Raw genomic sequence first — 21641 nt, forward strand, 5'->3', positions numbered from 1 at the left:
GTGCGGGGGGGGGAGGGAACCGGATCGTATTTCCGGGCGGATGCCCGGTTTGCGGCGACGGGGCTATCGGATTCGGCTCGGGTATGACGACGTCGGTCGAAGCTCTTTCTTCCATTTCCCGCCTCGGCGGTGTCCGGACCTGTGTTTGCCTCTCACTCGGCTGAAATGGTGCGCTTGCGGGCTGTCGTTTCCCCCGCTTCGGCGGAGCGCGGATTTCGTTCGGTTCTGCGGCGCGGTTTGACGAAATGGTCCGACGAGGTGCGGACGTTCGATCCGCTCCTGTCGCGGAGGTTGGCAGGTTGCTCGGGTACGGCCCTATTCCGGTCGATAAAATCGGGGCGCCGCCGCGGGCTCTTTTCGGGGAGGCGGGGGGGGGAGGATGCAGCCGATTCCGGTCGATACGCGGAGGCCGGATTTACCGTGGAGCGCGTAGACCCGGAGGTGCGGAGGCCCGGAACCGCAGGCGGCGGGGCGGCTTGATACCGGGACGGTGCGGCGCGAAATATACGATCGGTCGTTGTGCGCGGCGGGGCCGGCCGGGAGAAAGGCCGGAGCCGGATGTCGTCGGCAGCTCCTTGCCGTTGTTCACGGTTGCCAGACTCGGAACGGTTGCTTATTCGAACGGCGGGGAACCGCTGCCGCCGACGGAACCCTTGCGATACCGTAGGGGGCTTTTTTTGCCGGTGCGCTCCGGTAGCAATGCCCCGCGGAAATCCCGGGCTATCGCGAGCCACTTAGTCGCCGTCCTCCATCTGGTCCCAGAAATCCATGTCCATCTTCTTTATTTCCAGTAGTTTTTCCGTCTGCATGCCCAGCCCGTAATCGTAGATGTATTGAGCCATCTGCGCACCGTCTATCAGAATGATGGTCGGATTTCCGTTCAGATTGCGCACATAATCGGCCGCTCCGCGCGAATAGCCCGAGGTCGTGATGAATACGCCTTTTTTCGAGGGTGTGGCCGCGACGGCTCCGACGAATCGCTGCACCTCTTCGCGTCCGACGTTGTGTTGCGGTGCATAACGTTTGGCTTGAATGGAGATGCGGTTGAACCCCAGCACGTCTTCGCGGATCATTCCGTCGATGCCCCCGTCGTTCGTCTGTCGGGTTACGGTTCCCGAGTCCTTCACTTCGCCGCCGTAACCCTTGGCTTGCAGCAGTTTGACGACCAGCTTTTCGAACTCGGCCGGTTTTTTGCCGAGGATGGTGGTCAGAATTTCGGCGTACACCGAGCGTTTGATCTTCTCGTAGGAGTTTTCCAGAAGCTCCTGCGGGGTCTGTGCGGGCGGGACGGTGGTTTCCTCGTCGGCGGACTTCTTTTTGCCTGCGGTCGTCGCGGGGCGGTCGACCGAACGCGCCTGCACGATGTCCGAAATGTATTGATTGATCTGTTCGGCAGTGGAGCTTTTCAACATTTCCCGGCCTTTCTGCGTGATGCGGTAGACGCCCCTTTGGGGTTTCTCGACCAGCCCCGCGATGAACAGATAGCTCAAGGCCCACGAGATTCGGTCCGAAAAGATATTTCCGTTGCCGGAGGGGTATTCGGCGTTTATTTCCTCGTCCGTGAGTTCGAAATGCCGGGCCAGCGGCGCCCTGAAATCTCGGGTGCGCAGCGGCGCGCTGTCTTGGAGCAGGAGGAGTGCCTGAATGCGGATCGTGTCGAAGCGAGGTATCATGACGATGCGTGTTTCGGGTTATTCGACGTAGAGCACCAGTCCCTTGAGGTATTCGCCCTCGGGATGGTAGATGTCGATCGGATGATCGGCCGGCTGGGTGAGCTGATGCAGAATGCGCACTTTGCGGCCCGCGATGGCCGCGGCCGAGAAGACCGTCGTGCGGAAGAGCTCCTTCGAGACGGCCTGCGAGCAGGAGAACGTGAAGAGGATGCCGCCGCTCTTGATCTGCGACAGTGCGCGGGCGTTGAGGCGCTTGTAGCCCTGCACGGCGTTGCCCAGCACTTTGTGGTGCTTGGCGAAGGCCGGCGGATCGAGGATGATGAGGTCGTAGCGGTCGCCTATGTCCTTCAGGTATTCCACGGCATCGGCCGCGAGCGCCGTGTGGGGCGCTGCGTCGCCGAAGTTGAGCCGCACGTTCTCCCCGGCCAGCCGCACGGCGCGTTCCGACGAATCGACCGAACAGACTTCGCGGGCGCCGCCCGCAAGTGCGTAGACCGAGAATCCGCCCGTGTAGCAAAAGGTGTTGAGCACGGTGCGGCCCGCGGCATAGCGGCGCACCAGCTCGCGGTTTTCGCGCTGGTCGAGGAAGAAGCCCGTTTTCTGACCCTCTTCCCAGTTGACGAGGAATTGCAGGCCGTGTTCGCGTACGGTGTGGGTTTTGTGCTCCGAGGCACCCCTCAGATAGCCGTCGACGGCCCCCAGCCGGGCGTTGAACGGCACGGTCTGCGAACTCTTGTCGTAGACCGCTTCGAGCCGGTCGCCCAGTACCGCGTGCAGGGCGGCGGCGACGTCGAGACGGGCGCGGTACATGCCCGCCGAGTGGCACTGCACCACGGCCGTGCGGCCGTAGAGGTCGATGACGAGCCCCGGCAGCGAGTCGCCCTCGCCGTGCACGAGCCGGAAGCAGGTGGTGTCGCCGTCGTCCGAGAGGCCGAGCGTGCGCCGCACGTCCCATGCGGCGGCGATGCGGCGCTCCCACCAAGCCGCCTCTATGGGCTCGTCGCGGAAGGTCAGCACACGCACGGCGATCGAGCCGATCTGATAGTGCCCGCGGGCGATGAAGTCGCCCGAGTGGGTGTAGACGTCGACCACGGCACCTTCGCGGATCTCCGATTCGTCCTCGGCGGCGATGTAGTCGACGGCCCCCGAGAAGATCCACGGATGGCGGCGCAGGAGCGACTCTTCCTTACCTTTGCGCAGATGTATTTGCGGTGTCATGGCGTGTGCGTTTGGATTTGGCGGTGTGTTGCAGGACGTCGTAGATGCGGGTGCAGACCCAAGCGTCCGTAGCGGCGTATCTCTGTTGTTTTTCCGTGAGCGTCGCGGCTTCCCAGTTGCTCAGGCGCTGCGCTTTCGAAACCCGCTGGCCCAGCACGATGGCCGAGAGTTTCTTGAGGCTCTTCTCCTCGATGCCCCACTCGGGCGCCAAGGTTTGCAGGTCGACGAAGCCGCCGTCGCGGAAAGGTTTGATCTGACGCAGGGAGCGCAGGTCGCCGCCCACGTCGGCGCCGATTTTGAGTATGTCTTTCGATTCGAGCAGCCGCACGATGGCTTTGTCGAAGCGTATTTTGTTGAGCCTGAACAGGTAGCATACCTCCGGCGTGGAGAGTTGCAGGAGCGATACGCGGAACATCACGCCCGGACGGAACGAGGGGCGCGTCTCGGTGTCGAAGCCCAGCAGCGGTTGTCGCATGAGGTAGCTGCACGCGGCGGCGACGTCGCGTTCCTCTTCGACGACGCGGATCTCGCCCCCGAACTCGATGGCGGGCAGGGCGGCCGTCTCGTCGTTGCCGATCTTTGCGGCGAATTTGTTTTTTCTGTGGTTCATGCGAGGGACAAAGATACGAAGAACTCGCGTAAAAACGAAAGAATCGGATAGATTAAGATAAGTGACTGACACTAAAGAAAGTCAAGCGGTCTATCTCTCTGTCTGTCCGACTCATCAAAAAGTAGGATTATGAGAGGTTAAGAAGGGCGATTGCTACTTATCCGTTGCCTTTTTTCGGCCCGGAAAAATTCGCAGAAAAACACCCTGTCGAACCGTTTGCTACCGCAAAGAACGCTTGTATTTTCGGTATTCGCACTGTAAAGATAACCGTTTTTTTCGATTATCGGGAAAATACAGCCGCGTTTATTCGATCCGGGGTTCTGTTTCGCTGTTCTGCTATATTTTTCATGGCTTCAAATAGCTCTATATCAGCTAATTTTGCAATTAGATAAATAGAGTTATGGAACAAATGGATGTAAGGGTCGCGTTCTACCTTAAAAAGAGCGAAACGAATGCCGATGGTTGTTGTCCTGTCATGGCACGGTTGACCGTCGGCAACCATTCCGAGGCGGCTTTCAGTGCCAAGATGTCGGTTCCCGTATCGTCGTGGGCATCGGGCCGCGCCACGGGAAAGAGCGCCGCTACGCGGGAGATCAACCGGAAATTGGACGAACTGCGTGCCTCGGCACTGGCCATCTACAAGGAACAGTCTGCGATACGGGAGGTCGTGACCGCCGAAGAGGTACGGGATCTGTTGCTGGGCAAGGCTTCCGGACAAACAACCCTGCTTGGTTATTTTCAAACGTTTATCGAACATTTCGAGAAGCGCGTGGGTGTAAACCGCGAGAAAGACACGCTCAGATCCTATCGCTATGCCCGTAATTGCGTCTCCGCTTTCCTGCAAACACAGTATAAACTCTCGGATATTCCCTTTACCGCCCTCGACCGGTCGTTCATCGACAGGTACGACCTTTACCTGCGGACGGAACGCCGCATCGCGCCGGGAACTATCGTCTTGCTGACCACAAGGCTGAACACGATCGTCGGCGAAGCGGTGGCGGAGGGTATCATCACGGCCGACCCGTTCGCCGGGTACGAACCGAAGCGCCCCGAAAGGGTGCAGAAATACCTCACTGCCGACGAATTGCACCGGCTGATGACCACGCCGCTCCATCACCCGACGCTCTACCAAACCCGCGACCTGTTCCTATTCTCGTGTTATACGGGCATTCCTTACGGGGATATGTGCCGCCTGAGCGAAGACGATCTGGAAATTGCCGAGGACGGCGAGGTGTGGATCAAAACCACGCGCAAGAAGACGAAGATCGACTACGAACTGCCGCTGCTCGATATTCCCCTCCGTATTCTCGACAAATACAGGGGTATCGCGCCGGAAGGGAAATTACTTCCTATGTACGGCAACACTACACTCAACCGGGCTCTGAAACGTATCGCCTCGATCTGCGGTATCGAAAAGCGGCTCGTTTTCCACTGCGGACGGCATACCTACGCCACCGAAATCACGCTTTCGCAGGGCGTTCCGCTGGAAACGGTCAGTAAGATGCTGGGCCACACACGTATCGACACGACACAGATTTATGCCAAAGTAACCGATGACAAAATCGGCGCGGATACGCAAAACCTCGACAAGAAGCTCGCCGAGCGGTTTTCGATAGCTCTGTAATCACCTTTTTCAAATCCGAATCATCATGGAAACGAACAATAAGGAGATAAAACGCCGCAGTACGTTTGCCGTACTGTTCTATATCAATCGAACTAAAGTCCGCAAGGACGGCACCTGCCAGCTCTTGTGCAAAGTCAGCATCGACGCCGAATCGGCTCATATAGGTATCAAAACCGCCATCGAACCGTCGCTGTGGAATCCGGAAACAGGACGCGCGGACGGCCGGAGTGCCAATGCCCGCAAGGTAAACCGGGCCATCGACCTGCTGACCGAACAGATCGAGGCCCACTATCGGAGGATTCGCAACGACCTCGGCTTCGTCACGGCGGAACTGGTGAAGAACGCCGTAAAAGGCGTCGGACAGAAGCCGCTCACGCTGCTGGCCCTGTTCCGGGAACACAATGCAGAGTTTTACAAACGGGTCGGCGTAGATCGGACGAAAGAGACCTATGCCAGCTACGAGAACTCCTACAACCACTTGGCTGCGTTCGTACAACAGAAATGCGGGCAGGAAGACGTCACGCTCCGAAGTCTCGACAAAACGTTCTACGACGACTTCGACCTCTTTCTGCGAACGGAGTGCGATATGATGCAAAAAACGGTGCACGAACACCTGTACCGTCTGAAGAAAATGACCAAACGGGCTGTCAGCCAGGGTACGCTCCGCCGCGATCCTTACGGCAGGCTGCACCCGGAGCTGCCCGAACGCAAGAGCCGCCACCTCAAACTCGAAGACCTCAAAAAGCTGATGGAAACGCCCATCGACAAACCCAATCTTCAGCGGGTTCGGGACTGGTTCCTCTTCTCCACCTTCACGGGTCTGTCCTACTCCGACCTGAAACGGCTCTCGGATAAGGACATCACGCAGGCCGCTGACGGAACGTGGTGGCTTCATATACGGCGCAAAAAAACAGATACGCCCTCGGCAGTCCGGTTGCTGGAGGTTCCGTTGCGGATCATCGAGAAATACCGGTCTGAACGTCGGAGCGACAAGATTTTCAACCTTTACAGCCGGAAGCATCTTATCATACTTACGCGAAAACTGGGACAAGCATATGGTTTCGATATGACTTTCCATAAGGCCCGGCATAATTTCGGGACGCATATTACCCTCTCGATGGGCGTGCCTATCGAAACCGTGAGCCGTATGATGGGACACAAGAGCATCACCACGACTCAGATTTACGCCAAAGTGACCGATAAAAAGGTGGGTGAAGATATGAAAGGACTTAAAACGAGAACGAAAGGCCGGAAAATAGTCTTATGCGAAGAGAATGTGAGCGTTATGAAAAAGAAACGGGCTCGGTCCGACAAAGGAAAAGCGGCGTTCGCTTGACGGAAAGCAAAAATATTCGTATAATTAAGAAACTAATATCCAAACAATATGGCAACGACAGGAGAAAGAGCGACAGGAACGATAACGATCGAGTACAATACCGTAACCGTAACCCCCGGTGCCGACGGCGATGTGTGGCTGACCCCGTCCGAGATTGCCCGGATGTTCGAGGTGTTCGTCCCGACGATTACGAGCAATATACGGGCGATTTACAAACACGGTGCACTGCGTATGTCGGAAACCTCGAATCTTCCGACGGCACATGCTGAACTGTATAATCTGGAAATGATCTCGGCGTTGGCCTTTCGGGTGGACACGCCCCAGAGCGCAGCGTTCCGGCGGTGGCTGATCCGCCGCCCCCATTCCCGGATGGTCGTGCTGAAGGTCTCGCAGGAGGAACGGACGGTAGTGAACTGACCTCGGAAAGAAAAAAATCCGTCTAACCACCTTGATTCTAATGTTTTCGCCCCTGTCGGAATTCATCCTGACAGGGGCGATTTTCAATCTCGGGAATTTGTCAGACAGACCGTCTCCTCGTTCCGGTGTTACAGCAACGCCTTATCATCCGTTCCGTTATACGAATCCCGGAGTAACTTTTCGATCTCCGATTCCCTGTACAGCACTTTCCCGCATATCATGTAATAAGGGAGTTTCCCCGAGCTGCGGTATTCCTGCAACGTCCGGCGGTGGACTTTCAGCCGCTCCGAAATTTCCTTGTCCGTCAGGTACGACTCGCCGCCCAGAATCAGGCGATGGTTCGTACCGAATTTTTCCAGGCCCTTTTCGATACGCTTTATCAGGTCGAATACTTCGGTCTCGCTACTGTCCGAGCCCTGCACAATATTATTTCTCATAGCTTGTTCCTCCGTTTACTTTTTCGATTGTTTCAACAATGCCTCTACGTCTTGCGGCTTATAGTAGATTTTATGTCCGACTTGCGTGTAGGGAATGAGCCGTTTTTCACGATATGCCTGAAGCGTCCTTTTGGCGATGCACAGCATCTCGCAGACCTCCTCATTGTCGAGCCAACGTCCCAGGCGTTTTTGCTGTTTTGCATTCAGGGCCTCGATCCTTCCGGCCAGCGTTTCGAGTTTGGCCACCATAGAGTCATAGACCCGTTTTTCGATCATTATCATCTCCATAATTACAATGTTTAGCTTTCCCGGAACCCAAAAATACTTTATGGAATACACGTCCGAGCCTTTTGCCGACGCAGATGTAAGGGTTGACGTCGCTATATGCCACGGTTGGCGTCGCCGCTTTGAATTTGTAAAAGCGAGGAAAATATGCGAAATTTGAATGGCTGAAACAGTTATATTTGATTATGCTTCTGACTTCGATGACATATAGGGAGATGTACGACCATCTCGCCGCTGACAAATACAAAGTAGACATCAAGCAAGAATACCTACGGCCCAAAGCGATTAAAGCATTTCGTAAAACAAGCCGTTTTCCTGCGTGGGAACTTTATGAATATAAGATTCCGGCAACCAACAATCAGTATATCATTTATTTTTATGCAGAAACCAGGACCCGTGCAGAATATCCCGAAGTCGGCTCTTTCTGTATTGTTTATGCAGACAAACATCGGTTTGTCGTTCAATGGGGTGCAAGCGGGTATAAGCACACCCCGGATAGCAAAATGGTAGGCGTCAGGCAAATCAGTGCCTATACATCCCATTTTTTTCAACGATACAGGGAGCGTTTCTTAAAAGACGAATCGCTGAGTGCTAATGATGTAGCTGCAAGATATTTTTCCCGGAATACTACCGTCATGCCCCTCCAGCAAAATGAGGGCATCAACCGCAACCATGAAAAATACGGAGAATATGGAAAGTATGCCTTTCGTATCAGGGACGGGATCTGTTTTACCTACATGAAAGCAGAGGGTATGATAAGTGAGGACGGTGACAGGCATAAGGATAAAGTAGATACCGTATATGTGTGCTACACTACGTTTATGAACGAATCCGGTATGACTGAAAGCCAGCGTAATGCTATCTTTCAAGAACATTGTATGCAATGGCGGCAATTATACGATACATTCCTGAGTGAAGCTAAAAACGGGACTATCACCCTGCGAATTGAACCTTAACTGCTTTTATTTAGGAATACTAACAATTCAGTGCCAAATCTTAGCTTGTTAATTTGATGATGCAAACCGTTGAAAACTTTAACAATGACAACATAAACAGCGCTCTATGATTACCAATTTCAGCTTCGGAGTACCCGGCGAGATAGCAGATGCCGATTACCCGATGCCGCTCGGGAACTATTTCGACATCGAAAAGGATATGACGCAGGTCGGCGGCGAGTTCTTGTTGGTGAGAGACGAGGACAGCAACTTTTATTTTCTCTGCACCGACGACTGCGACATCGAACTATTATGCCGTGCTTATGATTGGTATATCGTATCGTCCGGCCGTTTCAACGACCGTTTGCGGATCGGCATGGGGCTGGCCGGAGAGGATGCTTACGGCAGCGAGATGTTCCGGATCGAGGACGAGCAGACCCTTCGGCTGTGGCACGACATTCTGAAATTCACCTTTAAGGGCGATTTCATCCGCAGCTATTATCCCATGACCAACCGGTTCCGGGGTAAACGCGTGGACGGGGCGTTATGTTTCTATATCCACGACTATTATCCCGTGTCGCATAAATTAAACTCATGAGCGAACAGAAAAAAGTCACTAACCTCGTATTTCGCTTCAAAGAGGGTGCCAGTGCGTTGCTGGCCGCCAAACTCTTCTCTTTGGCTATATCACGCATGAGATATTTCGACAATCTGGAAGAGCCTATCCTGATACCTCTTCCGGCTTCCACGAAAGAGAGGCACCGGCAGCGTTTCGAGTCCTTTTGCGGGGAACTTTCCCGCCGGCTGATAATAGACGACGGTTTTCCTACCGTCCGGATCGAGTACGACAGGGAACAACAAAAAGGTACGCAACAAAGGGATATGTCCGGCATAGTCTTCGACCCGGATTATATCGAGGGGCGCGACGTTTTGCTAATCGACGATATTCTGACTACCGGCATGAGTTTTACGCTCATAAAACGTGAACTTGAAAAATCGGGTGCCAATTCCGTAACCGGCATATTCCTAGTTAAAACCGTCGGCACGAAATGAGTTTGTTCGTTCGAGAGCAATTCTGACCAAGCCATTAAGATGTAAAACGGAAAACGGGTAAATTAACATAGAGTTTGTATGATTCGTGAGCTAACCTATAATAACAGAATACTGTCTGAGCAAGAACGGGTAGAGTTCTGTGAAAAATCGGATGAATATATAAACATGTTTTCCGAGTGCATTGAGGAAATATGCCAACTCGCAACCAAGATTCAGGAGTCTGAAAATTCCGATTATGATAAAATTACCAATACGCTAATCCTTACCAGTACTTTTACAGGTTACTCCTTTTGTGATTGCATCGTATTGACAAAATTATTTGTCAGGGCGACGAATCCGTATGAAAAAAGCTTTCTTCGGGGCAAACTGAAAGTCCAACTTAATGAAAGTTTCAAAAAGCTATATGGGTTTAGCAAGAAGGGATATAAAGATTCCCATTGCGCGCAGTTGGAAACCATCATAACGATGTTTCCCGGATTCAAAAGCGAGTTTGATGAATTATTGTCGGACTTGGAGCAGATTTCAAAAAATTCTTGGTGGAAAGACGAAAGAGATGCCGAAGTGCACATCAATGCAACTAAACTTTATAAACTGCGTCACGAAGAGATAAATGAGAGTAAAATCGCCATGGAAACTGTACAATTAACGGATTTATTCAATCGCTTTAATCATCTTATCAGCGAAGTACACCGAACGCTTCTCAATCATATGGTTGTGAGATATGTAAAAGAAAATGGCATTAGGAATGCTATATAATATTATGCGTTTTTTGTTGTTCATCATCCGGTTTGAGCAAAAAAGTAATACTAAATATAATGTTTGAAAGGCAGTACACCTGTTTTGATATCTTTCCCCGCAGTGAGGATTTCCCCGATGGAATCAGCGAATTTCAATGTGACGGGAATACCGTCACCATATATACAAGCATTGTAATTTAACTTCGTCAAACCCAATATATCCTTACAAACCACTTCAATATCTGCTTCTCCTCTGGTTACGGCTATGTCAATTGGATTCGGCGTCTCTAAACCAATCTGAGTTTTGAATCTGGGGATAAATCCTTTTGTCCAAAGGAACGCTTTTCTATCATCATACTGTAACATCATTCCTCTGGGAACGCAATACGAATATTGCCGATATAACTTAAATGTACTATTTTCCTTTATTCTTACTCCGATAATTTTTGACTTGCCCGCAACTGCGTCTTCAAATCCAGCCCACTCCGGATCATCGAAAAATGTTTTTGCATGGATAAAAATTTCATTGGGATAACATTCAAAGCGATTATAGTATGCTTCTAAAGATTGAGACACGACCTCAAAAGCATCTTGCTGTGAAAGATGAAATTCGCCGGTAGTAGGATTCCACCAAGGACCAACATTTCCCCTGAAAACCATCCCATCGCCTGAATCAAGAAACATCTGAGCTGCACAACAAGCATTTTTGTTCTTTGTATCGCTTTCTGTTTTCTTATATACTAATCCCAAATAACAAACTCCATCTCTAATCTCTCCAAGTTTCCACGGAAGACCTCCTAATTTATAATAGAGGGTATTAGATATGTTCCATGCTTTAGCTGTATCAAATTTTTTTTCTTCCTCAATTTGCTTATCGGTTAACAGATTCTCATAGGCTATTTTACTTTCCCGAATTATCTGAGTGACGATTTTTGCAGATAATATTTTGGCTTTTAGCTGATTGTGAAAATTGACTTCAAACTCATACGCTTCTCGAAGGGTATCTTTTTCCTCTTGGAAAAACATATCCAATTGGGTCGAATTCCGTTCATTTTTCTTAAGCCCAATGTTAATATTATCTTCCGATTTCGGAATTTTCGAATTTGGTCTGCCGAATTTATAAATATCCTCTGGTATTACGACAAACCAAACATCCACAGGCATCTCTTCATGCTCGGTATACCGTATTAACGGCTGGACATATAGATTCACTAAATTATGAACTCGTTGATGAGAATCCGTGTATTTTAGGTATTCATCAATGTCCTTTTGCTTAATATCAAGTTGAATAATGTTATCAAAATTGATCGATATGCCGAAGGTAGATTCTAATCCCGGGAAATTTGGTCGGGCAATGGATAAATCCCCATTAACAATAGGACCATGTATCCTTTTCAGATAATCAATCATTTTTCTCCTTAAGTTAGCCGAACCGATGATACCGATATTTCTAACACCTTTAATCCTTTTATGATCAAAGGGACCAAAAAGCATTAAACCATCCCGGGGGTCAATTGCTGTTTGGCCACTACCGAATGTCAATGATGGCTCACTGATGTATTTGAGAGTAGGTTCAATCATTTGTTTCCTCTGCCGTTAAATCTTCGTAATAATCTTCTATTTTATCAATGCTCATTTCGGTGTCTGGATCTATGTATCCTATTTCACTTATAAGCATTTCCGGCCATTCTTTCAGCTTGACTTGCTTTCCCGGCGTCGTTACCTGAATGCTTATTTCTCCCTCTTTATTTTTTAGACGCTGAATAAATGCGAGCAATAAATCTCTCCATTCTTTATTAAAAAGGTACTTTCCTTTTTTCCTTCTGAAAGAGTGCTGCTTTTTTTCATCATCTATCAATTGAGCGCCGTCCGATGTAAACAGAATATGTGATTTAAGAGAAAACCCAATAAACGGGAATAGTGTCGGTTGAATAGAGACTCCATAATGCCAAAATCCCACTCCTCGCATTTCTCCTAATAGAGCTTTTGCCTTTTTCCTTGTACTTTCAGGATAGATAAATTTTACTTTCGTAATTTTATCATATTTCGGGAGAAAATAAGCTAATCTCTTATTCGACATTTCATGCTTCCATAAGCCAGCACGTCTGAATAGATTGGCAATTACACAATACATCAGCCTCTTGAAATGATTCTCGACATCTCTATGTTGAGGAAACTTCTCAGACATGAACCCATCTAAAATATCTGTTAGAGAAAATGCAAACGTGTGTTCTGGCCTAACTTCAATCATTTCATTATCTCTTTGAACGGAAAAATTCAAATTTCCATCAAACGAAGAAATACAATTGGATAATAAACTAATCGGAATTTCTTTATTCAGGTCTCTGATGGCTTTAGCTTGAGCGGTATTGGCAAATTGATACATATAGAACCTATTCGGCATTTCAGCTATCGACCACCATGAAGTATAATATCGCTCTTCGTGGGGTATAATTGAGCAGTTAGAAATATACTCATTTTCATACCATTCTGAAAATGAAGACTTCTGATTGCCGAAATTAGAAGGGACATTGTCTTTCTCCAGTTTTTTTAGCAGTTGCTTTAATCCATCAGCCCAATTATTATTAAATGGAATATGGTTAATATTAGGTTGTCCTATTACTAAATGATAGCTGGAATTGTCGATATGTAATGGTATGATAAAATCCTGCAATCCATCTTGTGCAGCAATACTCTTTGCGTATTCCAACTCATTTTCAATTCCTTGCCGAAGTATACCTTCTGTCGTTACAATATTTTTTGAATAAACGAACAAAACTTTTATCGAACGATCCAGGGCTTTTTGAATGGTCGCCCAAAAACGCTCTCCACCCAGTAACCCTTCTTTATCTATCCAAACCTTATATCCTAACATCTCCAATCGGGAAGCAATCCAGATGGAAAAATCGTTATCTGCCGGGGTTGCATGACTTATAAATATCGTATCTCTCATAACCTATCTTTCTCCTGTTTCTTTACTGCCTTGCTTTGATAATTCTTTATAATAATTCCGTCATATATACGGGCAAGCAAAAAATATCCTTGTCTTTCTTTAGATCTTTGGTATAGAGAAGATACCTGTGAAGGATTCTCGCCGAAAACTTTTGCTGGAATTTATCGAGGGATTTGTGTGAGTTATATCCGGAAGATTTAACTTCGATAGGGCATATCTTGTCTTTACGCGAAAGCAGGAAATCTATTTCATAACTGCGGACAGTTTTATTCTCTTCTTCGTCTTTCACTGTCTCCTCCTTAAATGTATAGTAGAAAAGTTCATTGCCTGCACTCTTCAACATTTGGGCGATTGCATTCTCGTATACATACCCCAAATCTGTACTGAGTTTATCGGAAAGGAGCTTCCGGTATATCACATTTTCCGTATAGTCGCGATCCATAAAAGCGAGCGTAACGAACAATCCCGTATCAGCAAGAAACATCTTGAAATAGTCGTAATCAGCATGAAGAGAGAATCCTACACTGGGATCATTCGCATGATAGGCAAAGTTTACCGTCATGGAATCTGCCATATCCATCAACAACTCACTGAGCCGGGCGGCTGTCGCATTCTCAATCACGCTTCCTACCTTATAACGTGTCGTATTGCGGGAGAGTTCTGCCGGAATTGAGGTAAACAAACGCGAAGCACGTCCTGTCGGATCGATTTTACGGAAATCATCGATATACAGTTCGAGGATATTTCGTTTTACCGCATCTATGGCTGAAAAATCATTCGATTCAAGATATGCATTTACAGCCTGCGGCATACCGCCGATGAGCATGTACAGACGGAAATTGCGCATAAGATCACGATTGACGGCATCACCCAAAGACTTAAAATTTTGATACGAGTATCTGAGCAACTCATAAGTCTGGAGTTTATCGATAGCCCATAGGAACTCTTCGTAGTCCAGCGGATACATTGCGATACGTGTTTCTTCGCTCGGTATCACGATTCCTTTCACATTTTTTTTGATGGAAAGGAGTGCCCCCGTTTCAATATAGTCATATCGGTGATCCTTTACAAGATGCTTGATTGCTTGTCGTGCCGGAGGACATAGTTGTACTTCATCGAAAACGATAACCGATTTCCGTTTATGCAATGACACATTGAATAGCGACTGAATCCGTAAAAAGAAGTAATTCAGATCCGAAATATGTGAAAACAACTCTTTGACCGCATCGTCTGCTATCGAAAAATCGATGATGATATAGGATGCATACTCTTTACGAGCAAATTCCTCGGCAATGGTCGATTTTCCGATTCGACGCGCACCTTTTATCAAAAGTGCCGTATGTCCATCGCTTTCTTGCTTCCATCGGAGCATTCTTTCGTAGATCTTACGCTTGAATATTTTTTCGAGCATGACTGAAATTTTTCATTTACTGCAAAGATAAATGTTTTGACGAAAATAAGGAAATGTTTTCGTTCTATTTTGCCGGAAAACATAAAATGTTTCAGCAATAATTTGTCGAAAAATGAAAAATTCCATCCAAAAGAGAAATAAAAATGGTTTTTACCATCCCATTGCCGCTACTGCGGCTATTTCTTTATATGTATGACTTGCTTGTGGCCGAGCGTCGGACGGAACTCGGGGCACGAACAAACGGCGGCGGGAAGAACCTCATCGCGCGGTGTCCGTTCTGCAGTAAGGATGGGAAGTTCGGAGTCTATATCGGCAAAAAGACGTCCGCAAGAAACCTTTTATGGCGCACTGCTTCTCGTGCGGTCGTTCGACGACCACCTTGGAGAGGCTGCTCGAAAGCCTTAGCCGGATAGACCTTATTCTGTACTTTACTTATTGTTTATCGAGAAGCGATTACATCATGAATATATACTTATAAAAAATAAGAGGTCTATTTAATCAAATTCAATTGTCGCGCTATATCCTGTGTAAATTTAGCCATTGGTCGCTTATGGATATCTTCAACAGTATCGTAATTGCCGATGATTAGCCGATTGATTATAGATTCATCTTTGAAAAGATCCTTGAACTGTTTTGCTAAATGTTGCTTATAGCTTTCAGTATAAATCTCTTTTTTCTGAATTAGTTCTGCCACAATATCTTTCTGCGTATTATAAATTCCCGTGATGCTAAAGTTTTTGTCATGGTCTTTAGACAACGCCTGGTATCCATCCGTTGAAAGAAAACCAACTTTCAGGCATTCTTCATCATAAGATTTCATGTATTTGACGATCGAATCTTTGGTTACGTAAAAGAGAAACGGATTCAGGTCATCCTTAGAATCCTCGGTATAAAGATCGAATTTTACAGAATTATCGTTCTTTACAGAATTACAGTTTCTGCATGACGGGCACAGATTGAAAAACGAAATTGCAAGAAATGGATATTTGGACTTGGGACGGATATGATCCAGTTGAAATTTTGCTTGTGTTCCTCCTGCTGTTTTCTCCAAAACAACAGCAAGTTGCGCATTGCAATAGACGCAGGTTTTAATTGATAATCCCAAATATCCGCTATTATGTATATAATCGGATTTGCGCAAATCATCATACCTTAGCGCCTTAATAATAAGGTCGTAAAACTTCGCCGACTCACCTTCTATAGTAAACATTTTACCGAGATCCGCTTCTGGTAAAATACGATCGAACTTCCGTTTTGTACGTGCTACCTCAGAAGGTTTTAGGCAGTTCAAATCTTCATATTCGTCGATTATTTTCTGAACATACTCTCGATAGCTGGCGTCTTCTTCCGGTAAAGCGGCATATAGTTCCTGAAGTAATACAGGTGGGCGCTTAAAATCTTTTCGCCGTCGGGCAAAAGGATCTTTTGCATAATCTTTTGCTATGTGATATAATTTATCGTCGATGTAGATTCGTTTCATAGATCCAGTAAACTTAATTGTCTCTCAATTTCTTTCATCTGACGCTCAAGTTCATTGCGTCGTGTAACCCGGTCTTGGTATCGGATATCGTATAATTCTTGTAATGCTTCACGGATCAAATCTTCTCCAATTGTATTGATAATATATTGAACGTCAGCGGTAGACCATTGCTTCTTGCTATTGTTATCCCCTTGCAATAAGGTGAGAAGCTCTTCTATTTTATTATTTGCAAATTCACCGACTAATCCATTTTCCAAAAAGAAACTGGTGCGTAACAAATCATGGATATTGGCACCGAAAGTCTTGAAATCGCATACTTCATTATCATTCTTACCATCTTTAAGAAACAAGACATTATCCTGGGGGATATCCGAAAGAATAAATGGGGAATGTGTTACAACTATGATATTAAAATGCTTGATTCTGTTAAATTGACTTTTTTTCAAATAGTTGATTAGTTTGTCGATGAATTGTCTTTGGTATTCGGGGTGAAAATACAATTCGACCTCTTCCAAAACGATATTGACATAGTTATAATGGACACTCTCCACGTCATCGACAACTGAGTCCAGATTACGGACATGATAGAGAATCGTGCTCATGTAAAATAGGAATTGCCGTTCCCCGGAACTCATTTTATCGAAATAGATTACTGCTCCGTCGCTTTTGGACAACTCGATCCGAATATCGAAAAACGACGGAGGCATGGAAACTTGCTCCTTGTGTATAGTATTCAATCCTTCCAATATCTGCAAGTTTTTGGGCTCGTACCTAATATAATCTTCAGTGAGGTTCTGAAAATCCCGCCCGTCAGTTGCGTTTACATTATGCGTGACATAATCTATATATTTGAGAGTCTGTCTTATCTTAAATGTCACATGAGAAAAATCGTTTAAAAGCTTACGAACGAGATCTTTGATCCGAGATTCCTCCTCTTGGGAGCAATATTCCGAAAGATCCTTAACAGCAACATATTTCTGCCCGGTATAATTGGGATATGTCGCTACGATATGATATGTTTTTGCAACCAGATATTTGTATGCCCCATTCAGAGATGGTATTCCGGACCGGATATTTTCACCGAGATAGGCTTTGAGAGTAATATTGAAGTAATCACGCCCCTTCTTTTTAACGGAAACTCGCTTGACCAACTTCGTATCATATGTCTTCTTGTTCCGAACAAGGTTGTATGTATACTTTTCTTCAACACGGGATTGATTATAACTAAACGATAAAGAACGATACTGATAATCGTCGATAAAATCACCGAACTGTTTCGTGTTGAAATAATAGAACAGATAAGCCAGACGGCTGTTGGTCAACAAAGTCTCTTTTCGAATATCCAGACGGCCTTCCCGACGAAAAGGATTGAGTACGACAGGAGTAAGATACCCATCGTTTTTATGGAACAGTGAGTTGATCCAAATCTTATCCTTTCCAACACTTTCCTCCCCATAATCATCCACATTGTAGGAGTGGAATGAATAATTATTGACAATGGTAAAGAAAAATTGGCGTAACTGCTGTAAAGCCTTCTCCAACGGTGTTGTCTTCTCAATCTTATTTGGATGAACTCGTTTCCCGAAGGTGCCAATTATCCCCCAAAGAATACCTGCTTTCGATGTTTCGATAAAATTCAGTTTGCCATCAATCTCAAAATAAAGAGCCGCGTTTACGTCTGAAACGGGGTATAACTGGCAGTCTTTATGTGCCTTGGCAGTAATATTGACGGCAAAATTATTTATTACGCGCAGCATAATCTCTACGATGGTGCTCTTACCGCAGCCATTTTTACCGACAATGGCGCTAATGCTGATCTTGGGATCGAAAAAATCATCGGGAAGTTTATAATCCGGGTTGCGAATCGGATACTTTGTGTCGGGATCTAAATGGTATTTCTGAGTAAAGAAATACCAATCTTCTTGAAGAACCTTTCGGATATGCTTGGAACAATCCGGTAAAAGTTGAAGTGCAACAATAGAAAACGATTCCATAACGGGGAGTTTTATCTTATAAAGATAATAAATTCTTGACAAGAATCATAAATTTGAAACAAAGATTTGGCAGACCTTATGTGGAAATCTTCCAGTCCTAACCGACTTGAATTTAATAATATATCACCACATTGAAGGTTAAAATTCAAATAACTTTTTCATATCGAGACTTTTTTGTGTCTGGTGTGCGGGCGAAGGGCTGATTCGTTACGCCCTTCGCCACAGTTATTTTCTGCACTTTTCATAACCTTTCTCCTCATTTATAAGCCGCCTTCACGAACCCGGTGCGGATGGTATCCGGTTTCAGAAGCGAAGGTATTTACGGGCTGCACGCCCCTGCAAGATCAAGCCGCCGGGGCGGTTTTGCGAAAAATCTTCCTCTTTCCCTTCGGGCGAGCGTATTTCCCGCAAAAATCTTGACATGGGCTAAGCCCTTCTTTTTCATGCTCCTGAAACCAGATACCATCCACACCGGCTCCGCTACGGCATAAAAAAAAAAGTCGAAAGGTTATGAAAAGCACAGAAAATAAGAACAGGAAACCGAAAACCTCCAACCTTCCACTCTGCATGGGTGCGGGTTTGCGGGCAGGGCTGAAAATCGGGGCTGTCGCGCTGGGTTTTTATCTCTTCGGGAGCGGCTTTGTTTGGGTCGTTTTGGCCTTTCTGTTCTGCTATGACCTCCTGCGGGGTATCCTTTCCTGTCTTTTATCTCTCGTCGTTCTAATCGGCTTTTTCTCCTTTCTCTTTTCCCAAATCTTCTAAATCATTGAAAGTCATGGCAAAATATTATTCATTATTCGGCGGTACGACCACCGACACCGAAATTCAAGTCGCAAAGGAAAACCAAATCGTCATTTCTGAAGGCCCCGGCGCAATGCGCGACCGACTTGTAATTTACAAGGTCGAACACGATGCCAACGGATATATGTATCATTTGGTAAACCTCGAAACGAAAGCGATCCGGCGTACCGACATCCTCCGGCCATACTCGCGGAAATTCGGTATCGGCATGTACTACACCGACGCGCCCGCGGAATTTATGGACGCTTTCGAGGTTGCCGCCCTTGTTGCCGAAGCGGAGCAAAAAGCAAAGGACGAAGCCGACGCGAAAGCCCGTGCAAAGGCCGAACACGACCGGATCGCGGCAATCGGTGCGGAACGACTGCGCCGGATTATGCCCGATAACGTGCAGGGGGTCATCGTGGCCGAACTCAACGAAACGGAATACACAGACCCCTCCTACGAGTGCCGGGAAACCCGGAGCGTCCGCACCGTAATACTCGGCTTCTCGACCACCTCCCGCAACGGCTTCGGGGAACTGCGGAAAGCCGCCGCCAACCTGCCCGAAACGGCGTATTTGGCCGAATATAACAAAGATTATGAACTCCGTTACTCCGGTTTCACGCTCGGCAAGAGCCCCTCTTATGGTTGGAGCATCCACAAAATGACCCACTACACCCGCGAGGGATTTATCGACGCTCTGGCCTATATCGCCGGAGATGAGAATAATATCCGGCTCAGTAGCCCCAAGCCGGAGCGCACACCGGAACAAGAACAAGGGCAAACCACTGTTCAAGGCGATTTTATCCTCGTGAACTACTCCGAGAAAGCGATAGCCCTGTTCGGAGATACGAAGCCCATAAAGGACGCATTATCCGACCTCGGCGGACGGTTCAACGGGCGACTGACCTACCGCGGAGAGAAATGCGCCGGGTGGATCTTTCCCAAAGCGAAAGAAATGCAGGTGCGCGAGTTAATCGGCATGGCCGAATAATCCCGAAGTCCAATCCGGGGGCGGTAGCCCCGTCCCCACATAAACCAACGAATCATAAAAATCCGAAAATATGAAAACCATTTATCTGCAAAGACAAGGCTCGACCGACACGTTTAACACCCTCAATGCAATCAACACGGATTTAGGGTATTACATCGAGGTCAAAGCGTGGAGCGACAACCGCTACAACATTATCATCGTATCGACCCGTAAGCAGGACGACGATACCAAAAACAAACGGATAGAAATAACCGCCGTTTATCCCTCATTGTCCGACGCCTTCAGACGGGTGGAAAAAGAACTGCGGGAGGAATTATCCGAAGATGCGACCATTTCCGACACGATAGAAAAATACTGCCATAACAGTCCCTCCTACAAAGGATTGGCAGACAAATATTTGGCGGTCTGTTTCTATGAGAAATCCACTGAAACGATACGCCTGTACCCCGAAAATTACTGCCTCGTCTCTTTCCGGCACAAGGGTACGAAAGACTACCTCCGAATGGACGGCGCAACGGCGGAATACCTGCCCATATTGGAAGAACAGGCCAAGCAATACGAAAAGGAGCAGAGTTGGACGTGCCACAAGGATAAATCCGAGGAGTTCAGACGCGAACGGTTCGCGTGGCTCATCGGGGAAGCACTCAAGAAAAAGGATTGCCACCGCAAATTCTATCTAACCGACACGCTTATCAAGTAATCCGCAAAGACAGTAATCCAATCCGGGGGGGCGGTGGCCCCGATCCCCTGCAAAAAAACAACAGATATGACACTCAACGAATATATCACCCAAAGCGAACCGCAGGCTAATGCAAAAGTCATACTCCAAGAGGGCGAATATATCCAGCGTGATGCAATCAAAGTAGCCCCCTTTTCGGTTCATACGGCCGTCGATATTCCGGCTATTGCCAAACACTACGGCATTAAAGACAATTATATCCGAATCGGAACCGCCCGGCAGTTGTTTACACGACATCCCCAAACGGGCGAACTGCGCGGAAGCATGTTTTTCCTGCCCGACGATGCCCCGGAGCCGCCCGAACTCACCCAATTTCTCCGGTTCTTAAAGGCAAACGAAGTTTTTCTCAAACAATGGTGCGAAGCGCATCCCGTCCGGGGCGATTTACAGGAATGTAATGCCCGGTTTAGAACAGCATACGCCGAATATCTCAACAGCATAAGGAACACTTATGCCCTCACGGACGAAGACATTGATTTTTGGCTCTTTTGAACATTCACCCGGGGACGGTAACCCCGTCCCCCATAAAAACAAACCATCATGGCACAAGAGAATAAAGCGACCGATTATTTCAAACAGACGATCCAAAGCTATTTACAGCGCCGGGCGCAGGAGGACGAATTGTTCGCACTCCGGTACGCCAACCCCAAGAAAAACATCGACGACTGTATAACATTCATCCTCAATTATGTGAAGCAAAGCGGGTGCAACGGCTTCGCGGACGATGAAATCTACTCGCTCGCCATGCACTACTACGACGAGGACGACATCGACATCGGCAAGCCCCTTACCAACTGCAAAGTCGTGGTAAATCATACGATTGTACTGACCGAGGAAGAAAAGGCCGAAGCCCATGCAAAAGCCATGCAGCGGGCCACCGATGAAGCCTACCGGAAAATTACGCAGGGTAAGAACAAGACCAAGAAACCCGAAACAGCCACCCAATCATCACTATTTTAATTCGA

At 47.5% G+C, this 21641-nt stretch carries 22 protein-coding genes; 12 read left to right on the plus strand and 10 right to left on the minus strand.

The features are described 5' to 3' along the window. Positions 1-734: 734 nt before the first annotated feature. Genes BN3659_RS06945 through BN3659_RS06955 form a run of 3 tightly spaced genes read right to left on the minus strand, consistent with a single transcriptional unit; the run spans position 735 to position 3501 of the window. Complete coding sequence (locus BN3659_RS06945; RefSeq protein ID WP_091535634.1) at positions 735-1673, minus strand: restriction endonuclease; 939 nt, start codon at positions 1671-1673, stop codon at positions 735-737. A gap of 18 nt (positions 1674-1691) precedes the next feature. Beyond that, entirely contained in the window at positions 1692-2891 is a 1200-nt protein-coding gene (locus BN3659_RS06950) for a class I SAM-dependent rRNA methyltransferase (RefSeq protein ID WP_091535635.1), read from the minus strand. After that, on the minus strand, positions 2860-3501 hold the full coding sequence (locus tag BN3659_RS06955) for a 3'-5' exonuclease (protein WP_091535636.1): 642 nt from the start codon (positions 3499-3501) through the stop codon (positions 2860-2862). The genes BN3659_RS06950 and BN3659_RS06955 overlap by 32 nt, the downstream gene beginning before the upstream one ends. A 400-nt stretch (positions 3502-3901) precedes the next feature. Here BN3659_RS06955 and BN3659_RS06960 point away from each other — a divergent pair, with 400 nt between their 5' ends. The 3 genes from BN3659_RS06960 to BN3659_RS06970 are packed head-to-tail and all read left to right on the plus strand — an operon-like array spanning position 3902 to position 6878. Continuing rightward, positions 3902-5125, plus strand: a complete 1224-nt coding sequence (locus BN3659_RS06960) for a site-specific integrase (RefSeq protein ID WP_091535638.1) — start codon at positions 3902-3904, stop codon at positions 5123-5125. Positions 5126-5150: 25 nt separating this feature from the next. Further along, the gene (locus tag BN3659_RS06965) at positions 5151-6461 is read left to right on the plus strand and encodes a site-specific integrase (protein WP_091535640.1); all 1311 of its coding nucleotides are present in this window, start codon (positions 5151-5153) and stop codon (positions 6459-6461) included. A 48-nt stretch (positions 6462-6509) separates the two neighbouring features. Further along, positions 6510-6878, plus strand: a complete 369-nt coding sequence (locus BN3659_RS06970) for a hypothetical protein (RefSeq protein WP_091535642.1) — start codon at positions 6510-6512, stop codon at positions 6876-6878. A gap of 128 nt (positions 6879-7006) precedes the next feature. Here the strand turns inward: BN3659_RS06970 and BN3659_RS06975 are convergent, their stop codons facing one another. Beyond that, a complete protein-coding gene (locus tag BN3659_RS06975; RefSeq protein ID WP_032135206.1) occupies positions 7007-7315 on the minus strand; it encodes a helix-turn-helix domain-containing protein in 309 nt (102 codons plus the stop codon). 15 nt (positions 7316-7330) lie between these two features. Beyond that, positions 7331-7603 carry a helix-turn-helix domain-containing protein gene (locus BN3659_RS06980; RefSeq protein WP_032135252.1) on the minus strand — a complete coding sequence of 91 codons (273 nt, stop codon included), beginning with the start codon at positions 7601-7603 and terminating at the stop codon, positions 7331-7333. A 212-nt stretch (positions 7604-7815) separates the two neighbouring features. Between BN3659_RS06980 and BN3659_RS13320 the strand changes: the two genes are divergently transcribed. The 4 genes from BN3659_RS13320 to BN3659_RS06995 all read left to right on the plus strand — a co-directional run bounded on the left by BN3659_RS13320 (position 7816) and on the right by BN3659_RS06995 (position 10344). Then, a complete protein-coding gene (locus BN3659_RS13320; RefSeq protein ID WP_216092797.1) occupies positions 7816-8556 on the plus strand; it encodes a hypothetical protein in 741 nt (246 codons plus the stop codon). Positions 8557-8662: 106 nt separating this feature from the next. Next, positions 8663-9133 (plus strand): hypothetical protein, encoded by a 471-nt coding sequence (locus BN3659_RS13490; RefSeq protein ID WP_253181069.1) that lies wholly within the window; start codon positions 8663-8665, stop codon positions 9131-9133. Next, positions 9130-9588 carry a ComF family protein gene (locus tag BN3659_RS13495; protein WP_230319411.1) on the plus strand — a complete coding sequence of 153 codons (459 nt, stop codon included), beginning with the start codon at positions 9130-9132 and terminating at the stop codon, positions 9586-9588. Before BN3659_RS13490 ends, BN3659_RS13495 begins: the two co-directional genes overlap by 4 nt. A gap of 78 nt (positions 9589-9666) precedes the next feature. Beyond that, positions 9667-10344: a hypothetical protein gene (locus tag BN3659_RS06995; protein WP_091535644.1), complete on the plus strand. Its 678-nt coding sequence runs from the start codon at positions 9667-9669 to the stop codon at positions 10342-10344. Positions 10345-10394: 50 nt separating this feature from the next. Here BN3659_RS06995 and BN3659_RS07000 read toward each other — a convergent pair whose 3' ends face one another. From BN3659_RS07000 to BN3659_RS07020, 5 genes are all read right to left on the minus strand, one after another. Continuing rightward, complete coding sequence (locus BN3659_RS07000) at positions 10395-11906, minus strand: argonaute/piwi family protein (RefSeq protein ID WP_091535645.1); 1512 nt, start codon at positions 11904-11906, stop codon at positions 10395-10397. Next, positions 11899-13278 (minus strand): toll/interleukin-1 receptor domain-containing protein, encoded by a 1380-nt coding sequence (locus BN3659_RS07005; protein ID WP_091535647.1) that lies wholly within the window; start codon positions 13276-13278, stop codon positions 11899-11901. Before BN3659_RS07005 ends, BN3659_RS07000 begins: the two co-directional genes overlap by 8 nt. Positions 13279-13324: 46 nt before the next feature. Then, on the minus strand, positions 13325-14689 hold the full coding sequence (locus BN3659_RS07010; RefSeq protein ID WP_091535649.1) for an ATP-binding protein: 1365 nt from the start codon (positions 14687-14689) through the stop codon (positions 13325-13327). Positions 14690-15179: 490 nt separating this feature from the next. Further along, the gene (locus BN3659_RS07015; RefSeq protein WP_091535651.1) at positions 15180-16169 is read right to left on the minus strand and encodes an HNH endonuclease; all 990 of its coding nucleotides are present in this window, start codon (positions 16167-16169) and stop codon (positions 15180-15182) included. Beyond that, positions 16166-18163 carry an AAA family ATPase gene (locus BN3659_RS07020; RefSeq protein WP_091535653.1) on the minus strand — a complete coding sequence of 666 codons (1998 nt, stop codon included), beginning with the start codon at positions 18161-18163 and terminating at the stop codon, positions 16166-16168. The genes BN3659_RS07015 and BN3659_RS07020 overlap by 4 nt, the downstream gene beginning before the upstream one ends. A 510-nt stretch (positions 18164-18673) precedes the next feature. Between BN3659_RS07020 and BN3659_RS07025 the strand changes: the two genes are divergently transcribed. From BN3659_RS07025 to BN3659_RS07045, 5 genes are all read left to right on the plus strand, one after another. Beyond that, a complete protein-coding gene (locus tag BN3659_RS07025; protein WP_091535654.1) occupies positions 18674-18925 on the plus strand; it encodes a hypothetical protein in 252 nt (83 codons plus the stop codon). 13 nt (positions 18926-18938) lie between these two features. Continuing rightward, entirely contained in the window at positions 18939-19937 is a 999-nt protein-coding gene (locus BN3659_RS07030) for a hypothetical protein (protein ID WP_091535656.1), read from the plus strand. A 70-nt stretch (positions 19938-20007) separates the two neighbouring features. After that, a complete protein-coding gene (locus BN3659_RS07035) occupies positions 20008-20637 on the plus strand; it encodes a hypothetical protein (RefSeq protein ID WP_091535658.1) in 630 nt (209 codons plus the stop codon). A gap of 66 nt (positions 20638-20703) precedes the next feature. Beyond that, positions 20704-21168 carry a hypothetical protein gene (locus tag BN3659_RS07040; protein ID WP_091535660.1) on the plus strand — a complete coding sequence of 155 codons (465 nt, stop codon included), beginning with the start codon at positions 20704-20706 and terminating at the stop codon, positions 21166-21168. 48 nt (positions 21169-21216) lie between these two features. Further along, positions 21217-21636 carry a PcfK-like family protein gene (locus BN3659_RS07045; RefSeq protein ID WP_091535662.1) on the plus strand — a complete coding sequence of 140 codons (420 nt, stop codon included), beginning with the start codon at positions 21217-21219 and terminating at the stop codon, positions 21634-21636. Positions 21637-21641 lie beyond the last annotated feature (5 nt).

Source organism: Alistipes sp. CHKCI003 (assembly GCF_900021155.1).
GTDB lineage: Bacteria > Bacteroidota > Bacteroidia > Bacteroidales > Rikenellaceae > Alistipes > Alistipes excrementavium.